General features: G+C 43.5%; 8 protein-coding genes, 6 tRNA genes and 6 rRNA genes (1 of these 20 cut by a window edge). 19 read left to right on the forward strand and 1 reads right to left on the reverse strand.

Annotated features, from left to right (window positions below; genetic code table 11):
• From EJN90_RS06735 to EJN90_RS06760, 6 genes are all read left to right on the forward strand, one after another.
• Positions 1-1,338: ribosomal RNA gene (locus EJN90_RS06735) — 23S ribosomal RNA — on the forward strand; it begins 1,580 nt to the left of the window's first position.
• Between the two features lie 160 nt (positions 1,339-1,498).
• Positions 1,499-1,614: ribosomal RNA gene (gene rrf, locus EJN90_RS06740) — 5S ribosomal RNA — on the forward strand.
• Between the two features lie 23 nt (positions 1,615-1,637).
• Positions 1,638-1,711: transfer RNA gene (locus EJN90_RS06745), tRNA-Asn, on the forward strand.
• Positions 1,712-2,401: 690 nt separating this feature from the next.
• Positions 2,402-2,474: transfer RNA gene (locus EJN90_RS06750), tRNA-Thr, on the forward strand.
• Positions 2,475-2,567: 93 nt separating this feature from the next.
• A 5S ribosomal RNA gene (rrf, locus tag EJN90_RS06755) occupies positions 2,568-2,683 on the forward strand.
• Positions 2,684-2,706: 23 nt separating this feature from the next.
• A tRNA-Asn gene (locus EJN90_RS06760) sits at positions 2,707-2,780 on the forward strand.
• Between the two features lie 255 nt (positions 2,781-3,035).
• Here the strand turns inward: EJN90_RS06760 and EJN90_RS06765 are convergent.
• A complete protein-coding gene (locus tag EJN90_RS06765; protein ID WP_126109701.1) occupies positions 3,036-3,692 on the reverse strand; it encodes a DNA alkylation repair protein in 657 nt (218 codons plus the stop codon).
• A gap of 99 nt (positions 3,693-3,791) precedes the next feature.
• Between EJN90_RS06765 and EJN90_RS06770 the strand changes: the two genes are divergently transcribed.
• The 13 genes from EJN90_RS06770 to EJN90_RS06830 all read left to right on the forward strand — a co-directional run bounded on the left by EJN90_RS06770 (position 3,792) and on the right by EJN90_RS06830 (position 17,574).
• Positions 3,792-4,715 (forward strand): aldo/keto reductase, encoded by a 924-nt coding sequence (locus tag EJN90_RS06770; protein ID WP_126109703.1) that lies wholly within the window; start codon positions 3,792-3,794, stop codon positions 4,713-4,715.
• 423 nt (positions 4,716-5,138) lie between these two features.
• A 16S ribosomal RNA gene (locus EJN90_RS06775) occupies positions 5,139-6,692 on the forward strand.
• 100 nt (positions 6,693-6,792) lie between these two features.
• A tRNA-Ile gene (locus EJN90_RS06780) sits at positions 6,793-6,866 on the forward strand.
• 42 nt (positions 6,867-6,908) lie between these two features.
• Positions 6,909-6,981, forward strand: a tRNA-Ala gene (locus EJN90_RS06785).
• A 157-nt stretch (positions 6,982-7,138) separates the two neighbouring features.
• Positions 7,139-10,056: ribosomal RNA gene (locus EJN90_RS06790) — 23S ribosomal RNA — on the forward strand.
• Between the two features lie 96 nt (positions 10,057-10,152).
• Positions 10,153-10,268: ribosomal RNA gene (gene rrf, locus EJN90_RS06795) — 5S ribosomal RNA — on the forward strand.
• The 16S, 23S and 5S rRNA genes sit together here with 2 tRNA genes alongside, the layout of an rRNA operon.
• Before the next feature lie 138 nt (positions 10,269-10,406).
• Entirely contained in the window at positions 10,407-10,694 is a 288-nt protein-coding gene (locus EJN90_RS06800) for a GNAT family N-acetyltransferase (protein WP_126109705.1), read from the forward strand.
• Between the two features lie 97 nt (positions 10,695-10,791).
• Positions 10,792-10,864: transfer RNA gene (locus EJN90_RS06805), tRNA-Thr, on the forward strand.
• A gap of 193 nt (positions 10,865-11,057) precedes the next feature.
• Positions 11,058-12,092 carry a DUF6933 domain-containing protein gene (locus EJN90_RS06810; RefSeq protein ID WP_126109707.1) on the forward strand — a complete coding sequence of 345 codons (1,035 nt, stop codon included), beginning with the start codon at positions 11,058-11,060 and terminating at the stop codon, positions 12,090-12,092.
• Positions 12,093-12,148: 56 nt separating this feature from the next.
• Positions 12,149-13,102: an alpha/beta hydrolase gene (locus EJN90_RS06815; protein WP_126109709.1), complete on the forward strand. Its 954-nt coding sequence runs from the start codon at positions 12,149-12,151 to the stop codon at positions 13,100-13,102.
• A gap of 210 nt (positions 13,103-13,312) precedes the next feature.
• The gene (gene licT / locus EJN90_RS06820) at positions 13,313-14,149 is read left to right on the forward strand and encodes a BglG family transcription antiterminator LicT (protein ID WP_126109711.1); all 837 of its coding nucleotides are present in this window, start codon (positions 13,313-13,315) and stop codon (positions 14,147-14,149) included.
• Between the two features lie 93 nt (positions 14,150-14,242).
• Positions 14,243-16,129, forward strand: coding sequence for a beta-glucoside-specific PTS transporter subunit IIABC (locus tag EJN90_RS06825; protein ID WP_126109713.1), 1,887 nt, complete (start codon positions 14,243-14,245; stop codon positions 16,127-16,129).
• Positions 16,130-16,140: 11 nt separating this feature from the next.
• Entirely contained in the window at positions 16,141-17,574 is a 1,434-nt protein-coding gene (locus EJN90_RS06830; protein ID WP_126109716.1) for a 6-phospho-beta-glucosidase, read from the forward strand.
• The last annotated feature ends 2 nt before the right edge of the window (positions 17,575-17,576 follow it).

The raw sequence follows: 17,576 nt of genomic DNA on the forward strand, positions 1-17,576 counted from the left end.
TGAGTACCGAAGTTCCCGATGCCACACTGCCAAGAAAAGCTTCTAGTTAGAAACCAACTGCCCGTACCGCAAACCGACACAGGTAGTCGAGGAGAGTATCCTAAGGTGAGCGAGCGAACTCTCGTTAAGGAACTCGGCAAAATGACCCCGTAACTTCGGGAGAAGGGGTGCTGACCGCAAGGTCAGCCGCAGTGAATAGGCCCAAGCGACTGTTTATCAAAAACACAGGTCTCTGCAAAATCGAAAGATGACGTATAGGGGCTGACGCCTGCCCGGTGCTGGAAGGTTAAGAGGAGAGGTTAGCCGCAAGGCGAAGCTTCGAATTGAAGCCCCAGTAAACGGCGGCCGTAACTATAACGGTCCTAAGGTAGCGAAATTCCTTGTCGGGTAAGTTCCGACCCGCACGAAAGGCGTAACGATTTGGGCACTGTCTCAACGAGAGACTCGGTGAAATTATAGTACCAGTGAAGATGCTGGTTACCCGCGACAGGACGGAAAGACCCCATGGAGCTTTACTGCAGGTTGATATTGATTGTTTCTGCCACATGTACAGGATAGGTAGGAGCCGTAGAAGTCGGGACGCTAGTCTCGATGGAGGCGCCATTGGGATACTACCCTTGTGGCAGGAACACTCTAACCCGCTGCCCTTATCGGGCAGGGAGACAGTGTCAGTCGGGCAGTTTGACTGGGGCGGTCGCCTCCTAAAATGTAACGGAGGCGCCCAAAGGTTCCCTCAGAATGGTTGGAAATCATTCGCAGAGTGCAAAGGCAGAAGGGAGCTTGACTGCGAGACAGACAAGTCGAGCAGGGACGAAAGTCGGGCTTAGTGATCCGGTGGTACCGCATGGAAGGGCCATCGCTCAACGGATAAAAGCTACCCTGGGGATAACAGGCTTATCTCCCCCAAGAGTTCACATCGACGGGGAGGTTTGGCACCTCGATGTCGGCTCGTCGCATCCTGGGGCTGTAGTCGGTCCCAAGGGTTGGGCTGTTCGCCCATTAAAGCGGCACGCGAGCTGGGTTCAGAACGTCGTGAGACAGTTCGGTCCCTATCCGTCGCGGGCGTTGGAAATTTGAGAGGAGCTGTCCTTAGTACGAGAGGACCGGGATGGACACACCGCTGGTGTACCAGTTGTTCTGCCAAGAGCATCGCTGGGTAGCTATGTGTGGAAGGGATAAACGCTGAAAGCATCTAAGCGTGAAGCCCCCCTCAAGATGAGATTTCCCATCATTTTAAATGAGTAAGACCCCTGAGAGACGATCAGGTAGATAGGCTGGAAGTGGACGCGCAGCGATGTGTGGAGCGGACCAGTACTAATCGGTCGAGGACTTAACCAAGAAACAGACGGTAAGGCGGAAGAATGGTTTCTTTCCGGTAGATCATGTGGCTATTCAGTTTTGAGGGAACGAAGTTCCTGAAATAAAGAGGGATCACTGTGGGCGAAGCCCAAGTGTATCATGTCTGTAAGCAGCTGAAGCAGCAACAGCCATGACAATGTGCGGTGGCGATGGCAAGAAGGTCACACCTGTTCCCATCCCGAACACAGAAGTTAAGCTTCTTAGCGCCGATTGTAGTGAAGGGTTTCCCTTTGTGAGAGTAGGACGCTGCCGCGCATATATTTTTTGAATATATTTATTCCGCAATAGCTCAGTTGGTAGTAGCGCTTGACTGTTAATCAAGATGTCGTAGGTTCGAGTCCTACTTGCGGAGTTTTTAATTTTCCGTTTTCCTAAAAATGGTAAATCAATTGAGTTTAAAAGGTATAAATTGAAGAAATTCAATTTATACCTTTTTTTGTAGACTAGGGGATTATAAGTTCAGCCATCAATGTCTAGCTCCCAAGTCCTGACCTAGTGAAAAAAAGATAAATTTGCCCCATTGCGCGCTTCGCTGCTCGCTAACGCATATCATTCGACTAACCCGCTGAAGCGTGAAGTCTCCTGACAATTCAGGGTCAAATTCCCTATTTTTTCATAGGCCAAGGCGGACTTGTCCGCTTTTCTTATCGTCTAGAGTATTATATGGGTTCTATAATTTTATGGTGTTGGTAAGTTAAAAGAAAGCGACATATATAGAACATTATTTTCTGAAGGAAAATAAGAAGATGGGAATTGTATATCAGGGGAAATAGAGAATTTAACCCCCCTTTCCTTGATAAATCGTAATTATCAAGGAAAGAGAGGAGTAAAAAAGAAGACTTTAGCTGATAAGTTATTTTTATCAAGGAAAGCGTCTGCTTGAATGGGTGCTTTTACCTGATAAAAGCAAAGCTGAGTTCTAAATTTTTAATGCATCTCCAAAGAAGCTCTTAAAAACGGAAAGATAAAATACGATAAAAATCGGAAATATCATTGACAAAGACTGCTATATTAGGTATTCTATATTTTGTGTTACATTTCTGCCGCCTTAGCTCAGTAGGTAGAGCACCACCATGGTAAGGTGGGGGTCGTCGGTTCGAATCCGACAGGTGGCTTAGGAGTTATTCCTTTCAAAATGTCATACTGTGGCAATTCCCCAGTGTATCAAATTTGTACGTTGCTAAAGCAATAACAGTCATGACAATATGTGCGGTGGCGATGGCAAGAAGGTCACACCTGTTCCCATCCCGAACACAGAAGTTAAGCTTCTTAGCGCCGATTGTAGTGAAGGGTTTCCCTTTGTGAGAGTAGGACGCTGCCGCGCATATATTTTTTGAATATATTTATTCCGCAATAGCTCAGTTGGTAGTAGCGCTTGACTGTTAATCAAGATGTCGTAGGTTCGAGTCCTACTTGCGGAGTTTCTTTTTAAAAGTTGCTACATAAAAAAGGTATGAGTTGAACAGCTCATACCTTTTTTATATCTTTCTAAATCATATATACAATTCATGCGATGATCAACAAAAAAATCAACAGGCTGTCATGAAACTATCTTCCTGGGCATGCGAGCTTGTTTTTACTGACTAAGACAGATCTGGAAAGCGTCCTCTATTATTTGTGCTTTATAATTATCCATCCTTTTACTCTTCAATAAACTAAATAAACCACCATCATTCCTATAGATATTTACTTCCCTCACGAATGCTCAACGGAGACATCGAAGCCCTATTTTCCTCAATAAATTTTGCTACCCATTGTGGATCAGTCTTACTGTAATCACGCAAGCTCCAACCGATTGCTTTATTGATGAAAAATTCTGTGTTATTCAAATTGTTCTTTATAATTTTTCCTAACAAGTCTGTGTCCGTTCTTTCCTTAAATAATAACTGGTGATCAATTGCTACTCTACGAATCCAAATATTATCTTCTAAACTCCAATCAATCATTGTATTCTTTAGTTCTGGATAACGCTGCACGAGGCACCCTACTACCCCATCCAATCCATCAACAGTATCCCACCAAGATTTTTTCATAATACATTCTTTGACTTTTGGTAGATGTTCCTGTGAAAGATTCGATTGAATTGCAAGCAAGTAATCAACCCCAGCATAATGAAATTCTCTTTCTAATCGCGAAAAACATGCTTCTACAAAATGAAAGTCAACTATATCATCTTTTGAAGCTTGCCGAAACAGTTTTTGATAAACGGCTTTTCGGGGAGCAGCAGAAATCCCTAAAAAAGAAAATTGATTCCGCATATAAGCTTCCATCTGTACAGCGCGAGCTGGATTACGTAATTCTTCTAATTGTTCAAAAATATCTATATACCACATATCGCTCCTCCTTAAAACCTATATAATCCTATATGTATTATAATAAACTATTCGAAAAGAATGCTATACTAACAGTAAAATAAAAAAGAGGTGTTGCAATTGAAAAAAGTAAAACTAGCTAATGATGGTTTTGAAGCTTCTGAAATTTCATTAGGAATTATGAGAATGAGCAGTCTGTCTAATGAAGAGGCAAAAAAAGTAATTACTACCGCGCTTTCATCAGAAATCGACTATTTTGACCATGCGGATATTTACGGAGCTGGAAGTTCAGAGGAGGTTTTTGGAAGGGCTATCAAAGAGTTGGAAATCCCCCGTGACTCCGTTTATATTCAGTCAAAAGCAGGAATTGTACCAGGAAAAATGTATGATTTTTCAAAAAAACATATTATTGGTGCTGTGGAAAGTAGCTTGAAAAGACTTCAAACGGATTATTTAGATGCCTTTCTATTGCATAGACCCGATACATTGGTAGAACCGGAAGAAGTTGCGGAAGCGTTTGATGAGTTAGAAAAAACTGGTAAAGTACGATATTTTGGAGTAAGTAATCAAAACCCTATGCAAATTGATTTACTAAAAACTGCTGTTCAACAACCACTTATTATTAATCAATTGCAAATGAGCGTTACTCACCATCCGATGATCGATGCTGGATTTAATGTAAATCGTGTAAATGACTTAGCTATAACAAGGGATGGTTCCATCTTGGAATATAGTCGGATTCATCATATGACGATCCAACCATGGTCTCCCTTCCAGGTGGGCAATAATAAACAAGGAATCCTATTCGACCACCCGGATTACCAAGAACTTAATGAGCTGTTGCAAAATTACGCAAATGATAGAGGTGTGTCAAGAGAAGCAATCGCGATTGCCTGGTTGTTACGACACCCTGCGAACATGCAACCGATTATTGGTTCAATGAATCCGGAAAGAATTGCAGCTGTGTGTAAAGCTTCCTCCGTCAAGCTTTCACGTGAAGAATGGTACGAAATATATAGAGCTGGTTCATATCCATTGCCATAAAATAAAAAATCGTCCTGTCATGTCAAGGCAGGACGAAAAATTTATTTTTATAATTTATGAAAAAAGAGTTGACTACATTATTTTCAGATGCTATTATATAAAAGTTGCCGCTTCACAAAAAAGACATTTTAAAAAAAGAAGCCATTTGTTGGTTTTAAAAAAATAAAAAAACTTTTTAAAAAGTGTTGACATTGATAAAGATAGATGGTAATATTAAGAAGTTGTCACGAAGAGAGTTACACCTAATACGTGATAGCGGATTTGACCTTTGAAAACTGAACAAAGAATGAACGAACCAAACGTGCAGGGCATCTTTTCGAAGATGCACACAATAAAGCCGGTACTTTGTACCGCAAACATTAAGTCAGCAAAAAAAGAGCTATTCAGCTTATCATGTCGGATTTCTGTACAAGAGTCCACATTTAACATGAGAGTTTGATCCTGGCTCAGGACGAACGCTGGCGGCGTGCCTAATACATGCAAGTCGTACGAACCGAAGGGGAGCTTGCTCCCTGGACGTTAGTGGCGAACGGGTGAGTAACACGTGGGTAACCTGCCCTTAAGCGGGGGATAACATCCGGAAACGGGTGCTAATACCGCATAGTTTCCCTCTTCACATGGAGGGGGAAGGAAAGACGGCCTTTGTGCTGTCGCTTAGGGATGGACCCGCGGCGTATTAGTTAGTTGGTAGGGTAACGGCCTACCAAGGCGATGATACGTAGCCGACCTGAGAGGGTGATCGGCCACATTGGGACTGAGACACGGCCCAAACTCCTACGGGAGGCAGCAGTAGGGAATCTTCCGCAATGGACGAAAGTCTGACGGAGCAACGCCGCGTGAGTGAAGAAGGTTTTCGGATCGTAAAACTCTGTTGTCGGAGAAGAACAAGCAGGAAAGGAACTGTTCCTGCCTTGACGGTACCCGACCAGAAAGCCACGGCTAACTACGTGCCAGCAGCCGCGGTAATACGTAGGTGGCAAGCGTTGTCCGGATTTATTGGGCGTAAAGCGAGCGCAGGCGGTTCCTTAAGTCTGATGTGAAAGCCCACGGCTCAACCGTGGAAGGTCATTGGAAACTGGGGAACTTGAATGCAGAAGAGGAGAGTGGAATTCCATGTGTAGCGGTGAAATGCGTAGATATATGGAGGAACACCAGTGGCGAAGGCGACTCTCTGGTCTGTAATTGACGCTGAGGCTCGAAAGCGTGGGGAGCAAACAGGATTAGATACCCTGGTAGTCCACGCCGTAAACGATGAGTGCTAAGTGTTGGAGGGTTTCCACCCTTCAGTGCTGCAGTTAACGCATTAAGCACTCCGCCTGGGGAGTACGGCCGCAAGGCTGAAACTCAAAGGAATTGACGGGGACCCGCACAAGCGGTGGAGCATGTGGTTTAATTCGAAGCAACGCGAAGAACCTTACCAGGTCTTGACATCCCTTGCCATTCCCAGAGATGGGAGGTTCCCTTCGGGGACAAGGTGACAGGTGGTGCATGGTTGTCGTCAGCTCGTGTCGTGAGATGTTGGGTTAAGTCCCGCAACGAGCGCAACCCTTATTGCTAGTTGCCAGCATTCAGTTGGGCACTCTAGTGAGACTGCCGGTGACAAACCGGAGGAAGGTGGGGATGACGTCAAATCATCATGCCCCTTATGACCTGGGCTACACACGTGCTACAATGGATGGTACAACGAGCAGCGAACCCGCGAGGGCAAGCGAATCTCTGAAAGCCATTCTCAGTTCGGATTGCAGGCTGCAACTCGCCTGCATGAAGCCGGAATCGCTAGTAATCGCGGATCAGCACGCCGCGGTGAATACGTTCCCGGGTCTTGTACACACCGCCCGTCACACCACGAGAGTTTGTAACACCCGAAGTCGGTGGGGTAACCCTTAGGGGAGCCAGCCGCCTAAGGTGGGATAGATGATTGGGGTGAAGTCGTAACAAGGTAGCCGTATCGGAAGGTGCGGCTGGATCACCTCCTTTCTAAGGAATTTAACGGAACCTGCCGAAGTTCATCATTCTTGTTCAGTTTTGAGAGGTCAATGATCACTCATACAGGAGAACCATCTTGCCGGAATCTCTTGGGCCTATAGCTCAGCTGGTTAGAGCGCACGCCTGATAAGCGTGAGGTCGATGGTTCGAGTCCATTTAGGCCCATAATCCTTTTGGATTTCCTGAAAAATTACATAAAACCCATACGGGGGCTTAGCTCAGCTGGGAGAGCGCCTGCCTTGCACGCAGGAGGTCAGCGGTTCGATCCCGCTAGTCTCCATTGTAACCGAAAGGTTACTTATTTGTTCCTTGAAAACTGAATAGCATAACATGAAATACAAAGTAAGAAACCAAAACATTTTACCGCGTTACACGTTGGACGATTTTTTAGAAAACGTTCGATAGTAAAGGCCAGCAATGGCCGAAGCTTGACCACAGGTTAAGTGAATAAGGGCGCACGGTGGATGCCTTGGCACTAGGAGCCGATGAAGGACGGGACGAACGCCGATATGCTCCGGGGAGCTGTAAGTAAGCATTGATCCGGAGATTTCCGAATGGGGCAACCCAATATCTTTGATAGGATATTACAAACACGTGAATACATAGCGTGTTTGAGGTAGACGCAGGGAACTGAAACATCTCATTACCTGCAGGAAGAGAAAGAAAAATCGATTCCCTGAGTAGCGGCGAGCGAAACGGGAAAAGCCCAAACCAGAGAGCTTGCTCTCTGGGGTTGTAGGACTGGGACGTGAGACTGCAATGGATAGCAGAAGCCGGCTGGAAAGCCGCGCAAGACAGGGTAACAGCCCCGTATGCGAAATCCAGCGCAGCTCTACCAGGATCCTGAGTACGGCGGAACACGAGAAATTCCGTCGGAATCCGGGAGGACCATCTCCCAAGGCTAAATACTCCCTAGTGACCGATAGTGAACCAGTACCGTGAGGGAAAGGTGAAAAGCACCCCGGAAGGGGAGTGAAATAGTACCTGAAACCGTGTGCTTACAAGTAGTCAGAGCCCGTTAAGGGGTGATGGCGTACCTTTTGTAGAATGGACCGGCGAGTTACGATCCCATGCGAGGTTAAGCCGAAAAGGCGGAGCCGCAGCGAAAGCGAGTCTGAACAGGGCGAATGAGTATGTGGTCGTAGACCCGAAACCAGGTGACCTACCCATGTCCAGGTTGAAGGTGCGGTAATACGCACTGGAGGACCGAACCCACGTACGTTGAAAAGTGCGGGGATGAGGTGTGGGTAGCGGAGAAATTCCAATCGAACCTGGAGATAGCTGGTTCTCTCCGAAATAGCTTTAGGGCTAGCCTCGGATCAACGAATCGTGGAGGTAGAGCACTGTTTGGACTAGGGGCCCTTCTCGGGTTACCGAATTCAGATAAACTCCGAATGCCATGGATTCAAGTCCGGGAGTCAGACTGCGAGTGATAAGATCCGTAGTCGAAAGGGAAACAACCCAGCCCACCAGCTAAGGTCCCCAAGTATCTGTTAAGTGGAAAAGGATGTGGGGTTGCACAGACAACTAGGATGTTGGCTCAGAAGCAGCCATCATTTAAAGAGTGCGTAATAGCTCACTAGTCGAGTGACCCTGCGCCGAAAATTTACCGGGGCTAAACAGATCACCGAAGCTGTGGATGGAACCCATTGGGGTTCCGTGGTAGGAGAGCGTTCTAAGGGCAGAGAAGCCGGACCGTGAGGACCGGTGGAGCGCTTAGAAGTGAGAATGCCGGTATGAGTAGCGAAAGACGGGTGAGAATCCCGTCCACCGAATGACTAAGGTTTCCTGGGGAAGGCTCGTCCTCCCAGGGTTAGTCGGGACCTAAGCCGAGGCCGACAGGCGTAGGCGATGGACAACAGGTTGATATTCCTGTACCAGTTGTTTTTGTTTGAACGATGGAGGGACGCAGGAGGCTAAGGAAAGCGTGCGATTGGAAGAGCACGCCCAAGCAGTGAGTCCGGGGGAGAGTCAAATGCTTTCCCCCGCACGGATGAGCTGTGACGGGGAGGGAAATTGAGTACCGAAGTTCCCGATGCCACACTGCCAAGAAAAGCTTCTAGTTAGAAACCAACTGCCCGTACCGCAAACCGACACAGGTAGTCGAGGAGAGTATCCTAAGGTGAGCGAGCGAACTCTCGTTAAGGAACTCGGCAAAATGACCCCGTAACTTCGGGAGAAGGGGTGCTGACCGCAAGGTCAGCCGCAGTGAATAGGCCCAAGCGACTGTTTATCAAAAACACAGGTCTCTGCAAAATCGAAAGATGACGTATAGGGGCTGACGCCTGCCCGGTGCTGGAAGGTTAAGAGGAGAGGTTAGCCGCAAGGCGAAGCTTCGAATTGAAGCCCCAGTAAACGGCGGCCGTAACTATAACGGTCCTAAGGTAGCGAAATTCCTTGTCGGGTAAGTTCCGACCCGCACGAAAGGCGTAACGATTTGGGCACTGTCTCAACGAGAGACTCGGTGAAATTATAGTACCAGTGAAGATGCTGGTTACCCGCGACAGGACGGAAAGACCCCATGGAGCTTTACTGCAGGTTGATATTGATTGTTTCTGCCACATGTACAGGATAGGTAGGAGCCGTAGAAGTCGGGACGCTAGTCTCGATGGAGGCGCCATTGGGATACTACCCTTGTGGCAGGAACACTCTAACCCGCTGCCCTTATCGGGCAGGGAGACAGTGTCAGTCGGGCAGTTTGACTGGGGCGGTCGCCTCCTAAAATGTAACGGAGGCGCCCAAAGGTTCCCTCAGAATGGTTGGAAATCATTCGCAGAGTGCAAAGGCAGAAGGGAGCTTGACTGCGAGACAGACAAGTCGAGCAGGGACGAAAGTCGGGCTTAGTGATCCGGTGGTACCGCATGGAAGGGCCATCGCTCAACGGATAAAAGCTACCCTGGGGATAACAGGCTTATCTCCCCCAAGAGTTCACATCGACGGGGAGGTTTGGCACCTCGATGTCGGCTCGTCGCATCCTGGGGCTGTAGTCGGTCCCAAGGGTTGGGCTGTTCGCCCATTAAAGCGGCACGCGAGCTGGGTTCAGAACGTCGTGAGACAGTTCGGTCCCTATCCGTCGCGGGCGTTGGAAATTTGAGAGGAGCTGTCCTTAGTACGAGAGGACCGGGATGGACACACCGCTGGTGTACCAGTTGTTCTGCCAAGAGCATCGCTGGGTAGCTATGTGTGGAAGGGATAAACGCTGAAAGCATCTAAGCGTGAAGCCCCCCTCAAGATGAGATTTCCCATCATTTTAAATGAGTAAGACCCCTGAGAGACGATCAGGTAGATAGGCTGGAAGTGGACGCGCAGCGATGTGTGGAGCGGACCAGTACTAATCGGTCGAGGACTTAACCAAGAAACAGACGGTAAGGCGGAAGAATGGTTTCTTTCCGGTAGATCATGTTGGCTATTCAGTTTTGAGGGAACGAAGTTCCTTTGAAAACAAGATATGTGCGGTGGCGATGGCAAGAAGGTCACACCTGTTCCCATCCCGAACACAGAAGTTAAGCTTCTTAGCGCCGATTGTAGTGAAGGGTTTCCCTTTGTGAGAGTAGGACGCTGCCGCGCAAATGAAAAAGGCATCTCAGAATTTATCTGAGATGCCTTTTTATTTAGATAAAAAGATAAAGTTCTTTAAAGTGTATTTTAAAATAAAGCATGTTACACTAAAAATAGAATTACTATTATCTGAAAGAGGTGCTCGACATGACAGATGAATTTGTCAAGGTTGGAAATGGCTATCAAAAGCAAGATGAGAATGGTAATATGATTGCAGAAATTACCTACGTCCCTGCTGGAGAAGACAAAGTGATTGCGGACCATACTTTTGTAGATCCATCATTACGTGGCCAAGGAATGGCTGAAAAAATCTTAGATCATATGGTTGGAGAAATGAGAAAAGAAGGAAAGAAAATTATCCCACTATGCCCATATGTAGTGACTCAATTTAAACGTAAACCTGAAAAATATGGCAATATCGCAGCAAAAAGATAAAAAGTTGAGGACTTCCTAAAAAAAGGAAGTCCTCTTTACAATTCTAGAATCCTGTTTTATAATATTCTTTGTGTGTTATTGCACTAAAAGTAAATAGGCCGGTTTAGCTCAGTTGGTAGAGCATCGCACTCGTAACGCGGGGGTCACAGGTTCAAGTCCTGCATCCGGCATTATACAACAAAAATAGATATATCCAGGTTCGCAAAAATTTGGATATATCTATTTTTGTTGATTTTTCTCCCAAAGTCTCCACTAGTGGAGAGCTTTTATAGAGAATGAGAAAAAATGAATGCAATTTATATAGCGGGTTGTTTTATCATTATGGTATGGTAGATGCATAATAGAGAGAAAAGAGGAATGCATATGATCATCGGAGCTACTAAGAAAGCACAACCTTTATTTTCGGCTTTACCTATTATGGAGGATAAAGAATACGGGAGACAGTTTGCACAAGCAAATCCATTGTTTTCATGGCATGCGAATTACATCAATGTTAATCGAAAAAAGGTTCTAATTTTGCTCAATGATTTAACCTATACAATTATCATCCTTCAAGATATCAATGCACAAAAGAAAAAGCAACTAGCTGAGCTGATTCCTGAAGCTATTAGGGCTGCATTTGAGATTGCAGGCATTTCAAACGAAAAAACGGCAGAGTATCTAAAAGTTTCTGGGGGTATTCAAGTAACAAATACTTCAAATCGTTCGGTACTTGGCAGCGTCAATTTGGTAGCGGAAGAATTGAGCACATTTCGATTAAATATCCACCAAACAATAAATAGAGATGTAATGGTTTATTATAGCGATTATATTCATATGAGATTATCAAAACAAGGTTATAGAAATAGCGCAGAGGCGTTACAGGCTGCTTTAGGTGGGACGTTGAAATGGGAAGAGCCTGTTGAAGCAGAAGCATATATCATTGAAAAAAAGTGGGATTACCGTGCTCTTTCTCAAGTGAATGTATCTGAACTGTCTGAGCAACAAGAGGAAGAATATCAATCAGCATTGCTTAAAAACAATCAAGAACTGTTAAGGGCTTTTAAGGCCTACTTGACGACTGGGAAAGGGTTAGGCGAAAAGACGGTCAAACGTCATATCGATCAGCTTGATTTTTATTTGAACGGCTATTTGGCAGGGTATATGTACGCTACGCCGTTAAAAATGGAAGAGTCGCCGCTTGATTATTTAGGCTATTTCTACCCACATAAATACTTAATGAGTTCAGTAACCTCACTCAAAAAAAATGCTTCAGCTCTTAAAAAATTTTATCAATTTTTATATGAAGCAGGAGAAATAACACAAGATCAACGTTCTGATGCCAACGAATTTATTGAAGCAGGGCTTCAAATGGGAGAAGCTTATCTACTCTCAACTTCTGACGATGAATTTTGGTGAAGAACGAAGAGATGAGATCGAAGAAAATATTAGAGAAGAGTAGGTGAAAGCAAGAGATGAAGCGAAAAGGTCTTTTAGGAGCTGGTGTAATTTTGGCGGGTGCCTATTTTGGAGTAGGTAATTATTTTTATAATTATGCATTGAACGCAAAAAAGAAAAAAACTTTCTTACAAGATAATCCACATTTAGCACAAAGCGCGGCAATTGATCCTCAGGTTGAAGCTGCGGCAAAGAAAGAGGATCAGATATTTTTAGCCAAGCATCCTCCTGTCGATAAGGTGATTGTTTCAAACGATGATTTAGGCTTGCTGCTGCATGCTGATTACTATCCAAGTGAAGAATCGATCTCCAAATGGGCAGTCGTTTTGCATGGCTATACTGGCCAATCAGCGGAGATGGTGCGATGGATACGTGGTTTTCATGAACAAGGATTTCATGTGCTAGCTCCCGATTTACGTGGACACGGAAAAAGTGAAGGCAATTATATTGGTATGGGGTGGCACGACCGAAAAGACATTCTTTCTTGGCTTGATTTTATTCTTTATAAAGATGGTCAGGCGGAAATCGCTTTGTTCGGTCTTTCCATGGGTGCTGCTACGGTCATGATGACTGCGGGAGAAGAGTTGCCGGATAATGTGAAAGTCATTGTGGAAGATTGCGGCTATAGTACAGTCCGTGGTGTATTTACTCATCAATTGCAGGATCTTTTTGGGTTACCGCCATTTCCGGTAATGAATGCGGCCAATTCGGTTACTAAGTTACGTGCTGATTATGATTTGTATCAGGCTTCTTCAGTGAAGCAGGTTTCCAAAAGCAAAACACCCATGCTATTTATCCATGGGAACCGAGACTCCTTTGTTCCATTTGAAATGCTTAATGAGGTTTATTCGGCAGCCAAGGTAGAAAAAGAACAGCTGACCATTCCTGGAGCAGGACATGGAGAATGTGTGAAAGTAGCTCCTGATTTATATTGGGAAAAGGTTCATAGCTTTGTAGGGCGTTATATTTGATAGAAAAAATTTATTATATGACTATTTTATCTCAGCAAAAATCATATGGGGACAGTTTCTGTGAATTATTTGTGATAGCAGCAAATTGCTTCATTGACAACGTTTTATATTTATGATGTAATAGGTAGGTATGTTAGATTGTTACTGGTTGTGCAGGCTATACTAACATAAAAAACGTATCTAGATGCCTTCTCAAGGAGATTGAGTATTTTGAAAGTCGTAAAGGTTATTAATAATAATATCATAAAGTCTTTTGATCAAGAAAATAATGAAGTTTTAGTAATGGGAAAAGGACTCGGCTTCCAGAAGAAACCCGGGGATGAAGTAGACACCGATTTAATAGAAAAAGTTTACGTAAGCAGTCAAGAATTGAATTCCAATAAGCTCGCACAATTGCTTGCAGACGTGCCAATTGAACATGTGCAAATTGCGAATGAGATTATTAGCTTTGCGAAAGCATCGCTTGGCAAAAAGTTAAATGACAATATATTTCTTACGTTAACGGATCATATTAGCTATGCGATTGAGCGTTATAATAATGGTATTCCCATTAAAAATGCACTTCTTTGGGAGATTAAACGATTTTATAACCACGAATTTTTAATCGGAAAAGAATCCTTAAACATGATTAAAAACAAATTAGGTATAGACTTGCCAGAAGATGAAGCAGGTTTTATTGCCTTGCACATCGTGAATGCTGAATTGGATATGGCTCAAGTTAGTCAAGTTTCGGAGATGACAAAAATCATTCAGAATATTACTAATATCGTCCGCCTCTATTTCAAAATGGACTTAGACGAATATTCTTTGAATTATGAGCGTTTCATCGTTCATCTGAAGTTTTTTGTACAGCGTTTGTTTACGGGTACTGATCTAACAGAAGAAAATGATTCCAGTTTATTATTTTTAATTAAAGAAAAGTACCGGGAAGAATATCTGTGTGCTCTGAAAATCAGACAGTATATCATGAATGAATTTCAACGAGACTTAAAAGAAGACGAAATTATCTATTTGACCATACATATTAAACGAATTACAAGTAAATAAAAATTGGATTGTTACTGGTAAAGCAGGCTATACCTAAGTGAACTCTAACAAGGGGTTTATTTAGGTATTTTTTTATCTAAAAGGAGGAAAATGATGAATTATTCAGATTTAGCAAAAGAAATTTTGGAAAACATCGGTGGAGAAGAGAATGTTCAAAATCTAACGCATTGTGCTACGCGCCTACGTTTTAATTTGAAGGATGACAAAAAGGCAAAAACGGAAGAAATTAAGAATACTGCTGGTGTTATGGGTGTTACCCAAAGCGGCGGGCAGTATCAAGTGATTATTGGAAGCGATGTTGGTAGTGTTCATAAAGAGATTATGAAGCAAACAACATCTATTGAGTCAGGCGACAGCAATAGTCAGGAAGAGGAAGATGATCGTAAGGCGGTAGCGAAAGTAATTGATGTGATTACCGGTATTTTCACACCGATTTTACCTGCCATTACTGCTTCCGGGATGTTAAAAGCAGTATTATCTTTGTTGGTTGTATTTAATGTCTTAAGTTCAGAGAGTCAATCTTACCAAGTGATTAATTTCATGGCAGATTCAGCATTTTATTTCTTGCCGATATTACTAGCAATTTCTTCAGCAAATAAATTCCGTACAAATACATACTTAGCAGCAATGGTAGGGGGAGTATTGTTACACCCTGCATTTGTTCAAATGGTAAACACATCCAATGAAACAGGCGAAGCGATTCGTTTATTCGGTTTACCAATAACAGCTGTAAGTTATTCTTCAACAGTTGTTCCGATTATCTTGACGGTTTGGTTTATGTCATATGTGGAACCAATCGCAGACCGCATTTCACCAAAAGCAATTAAATTTTTCAGTAAACCGTTAATAACGATTGCGGTTGTTGGAACGGTTGCGTTAACTATTTTAGGACCAGTCGGTTTCTATATTAGTGATTTGATTTCTACCGGAGTATTGGCTTTAGAGAGTTATAGCAGTTGGCTCGTACCAACTTTATTGGGTGCCTTAACACCTTTATTAGTTGCGACAGGAACGCATTACGGTATTGTGCCGATTGGGATTAATAACCGTATGGCAAATGGCTATGATTCGATTGTTTATCCTGGAATGTTGGCTTCGAATGTGGCACAAGGTGCGGCTGCATTGGCTGTCGGGATTAAGAGTAAAAATGCAAAAATCAAACAGCTTGCTTCTTCGGCAGGGTTGACAGCTTTATTTGGTATTACTGAACCAGCATTGTACGGAGTAAACTTACGTTATAAAACACCACTTTATGCAGCAATGATCGGTGGGGGAGTTTCGGGATTATTTATGGGAATCGTTGGGGTTCGTAACTTCTCTGGCGGCTCTCCAGGTTTGTTAACTTTACCAAGCTACATCGGAGATGATACTCTTCGTCATTTGACGATGGCTAGTATCGGAGCTGCGATTGCAATCGTCGTAACATTTGTGATTACATTGATCATTTACAAAGATCCAGTGGAAGAAACAGTAGAAGAAAGAGCAACAGAGCCTGTTAAGGAATTGAAAACGTCTGATGCTGTAAACAGTGAAACAGTTGTATCGCCAATGGTTGGGACTGCGGTTTCTTTATCAGAGGTACCGGATGAAATGTTCTCAGCAGAGATTCTTGGAAAAGGAGTGGCGATTCAACCGACGGAAGGGATTGTCGTAGCACCCATTTCAGGAACAGTAACAGCAACATTCGACTCTCAACACGCAGTAGGAATTACCAGCGATAATGGCGTAGAATTGTTGATTCATGTTGGAATTGATACCGTTCAGTTGAATGGTGAAGGATATCGTTATGCTATTGAAAAAGATCAAAGAATTGAAGCAGGCGATACATTGATTGAATTTGATTTGGAAGCAATCGCTGCAAAAGGCTACGCTACCATCACACCCGTGGTTGTGACAAATTCAAATGATTATGGTGACATTATTTCGGTAAATCAAACTGAGGTAAGCTTAGGCGATAAAATTATCCAAGTAATCAAATAGGAGGAATAATAATGGGACTAAGAGAAGATTTCTTATGGGGCGGCGCAACAGCTGCTAATCAATGTGAAGGTGGATACGATGCAGGTGGCCGTGGTCTTGCGAATGTAGACGTGATTCCAGTGGGAGAAGATCGTCGACCAATTCTTACGGGTAAGAAAAAAATGTTTGATTTTGACGATGAGCATTTTTACCCGGCAAAAGAAGCGATTGATATGTACCATCGTTATAAAGAAGATATCGCACTCTTTGCTGAAATGGGCTTTAAAGTATACCGCTTATCAATCGGCTGGTCTCGTATTTTTCCAAATGGAGATGAACAAGAACCAAATGAAGAAGGTTTACAATTTTATGAAGACCTCTTTAAGGAATGTAAAAAGTATGGAATTGAGCCATTAGTAACGATTACGCATTTTGATTGTCCGATGCATTTAATTAAAGAGTACGGTGGCTGGCGTAATCGAAAAATGATTGGATTTTACGAGAACTTGTGTAATGTCATTTTCCGTCGTTATAAAGGCCTTGTAAAATACTGGTTGACCTTTAATGAAATCAATATGATTCTTCATGCACCTTTCATGGGTGCGGGTCTTTATTTTGAAGAAGGTGAAAATGAAGAACAAGTAAAATACCAAGCAGCACATCATGAGTTAGTTGCGAGCGCGATTGCGACAAAGATTGCGCATGAAGTAGATCCTGAAAACCATGTAGGCTGTATGTTGGCGGCTGGTCAGTACTATCCCTATACACCAAATCCAGAAGATGTATTGCTGGCGCTAGAAAAAGACCGTGAAAGTTACTTCTTTATTGATGTACAATCTCGTGGTGAATATCCTGCGTATGCATTAAAAGAATTGGAGCGTAAAGGGATTGAAATTCCAATGGAAGATGGAGATGCAGAAGTCCTGAAAGAACATACGGTAGACTTTATTTCTTTCTCTTATTACTCGTCTCGTGTTGCATCTGCTGATCCAGATGTGAAGAAGACTGCTGGGAATCTGTTTGCAACTGTAAAAAATCCATACTTGCAAACGAGTGAATGGGGTTGGCAAATTGATCCACTAGGGTTGCGAACAACGATGAACACCATTTATGATCGTTATCAAAAACCATTATTCATTGTTGAAAATGGATTGGGTGCAGTGGATGTTCCGGATGAGAATGGCTATGTGGAAGACGATTACCGTATTGACTATTTAGCACAGCATATCCAAGCGATGAAAGATGCTGTAGAGTTAGATGGCGTTGACCTAATGGGTTACACAAGTTGGGGATGTATTGATTTAGTAAGTGCGGGTACAGGAGAAATGAAAAAGCGTTATGGATTTATTTATGTTGACCGTGATAATGAAGGAAACGGAACGCTAAAACGCTCTAAGAAAAAATCATTTCACTGGTATAAGAAAGTGATTGAAACAAACGGGGAAGATTTGAGTAACGAGATTTAATT

Source organism: Jeotgalibaca ciconiae, assembly GCF_003955755.1.
In the GTDB taxonomy this organism is placed as follows: domain Bacteria; phylum Bacillota; class Bacilli; order Lactobacillales; family Aerococcaceae; genus Jeotgalibaca; species Jeotgalibaca ciconiae.

Bases quoted from the DNA above. Each gene is read 5' to 3' on its own strand.
- EJN90_RS06765 (WP_126109701.1), bottom strand. From the start codon at position 3,692: ATGTGGTATATAGATATTTTTGAACAATTAGAAGAATTACGTAATCCA.
- EJN90_RS06800 (WP_126109705.1), top strand. From the start codon at position 10,407: ATGACAGATGAATTTGTCAAGGTTGGAAATGGCTATCAAAAGCAAGAT.
- EJN90_RS06810 (WP_126109707.1), top strand. From the start codon at position 11,058: ATGATCATCGGAGCTACTAAGAAAGCACAACCTTTATTTTCGGCTTTA.
- EJN90_RS06815 (WP_126109709.1), top strand. From the start codon at position 12,149: ATGAAGCGAAAAGGTCTTTTAGGAGCTGGTGTAATTTTGGCGGGTGCC.
- EJN90_RS06825 (WP_126109713.1), top strand. From the start codon at position 14,243: ATGAATTATTCAGATTTAGCAAAAGAAATTTTGGAAAACATCGGTGGA.
- EJN90_RS06830 (WP_126109716.1), top strand. From the start codon at position 16,141: ATGGGACTAAGAGAAGATTTCTTATGGGGCGGCGCAACAGCTGCTAAT.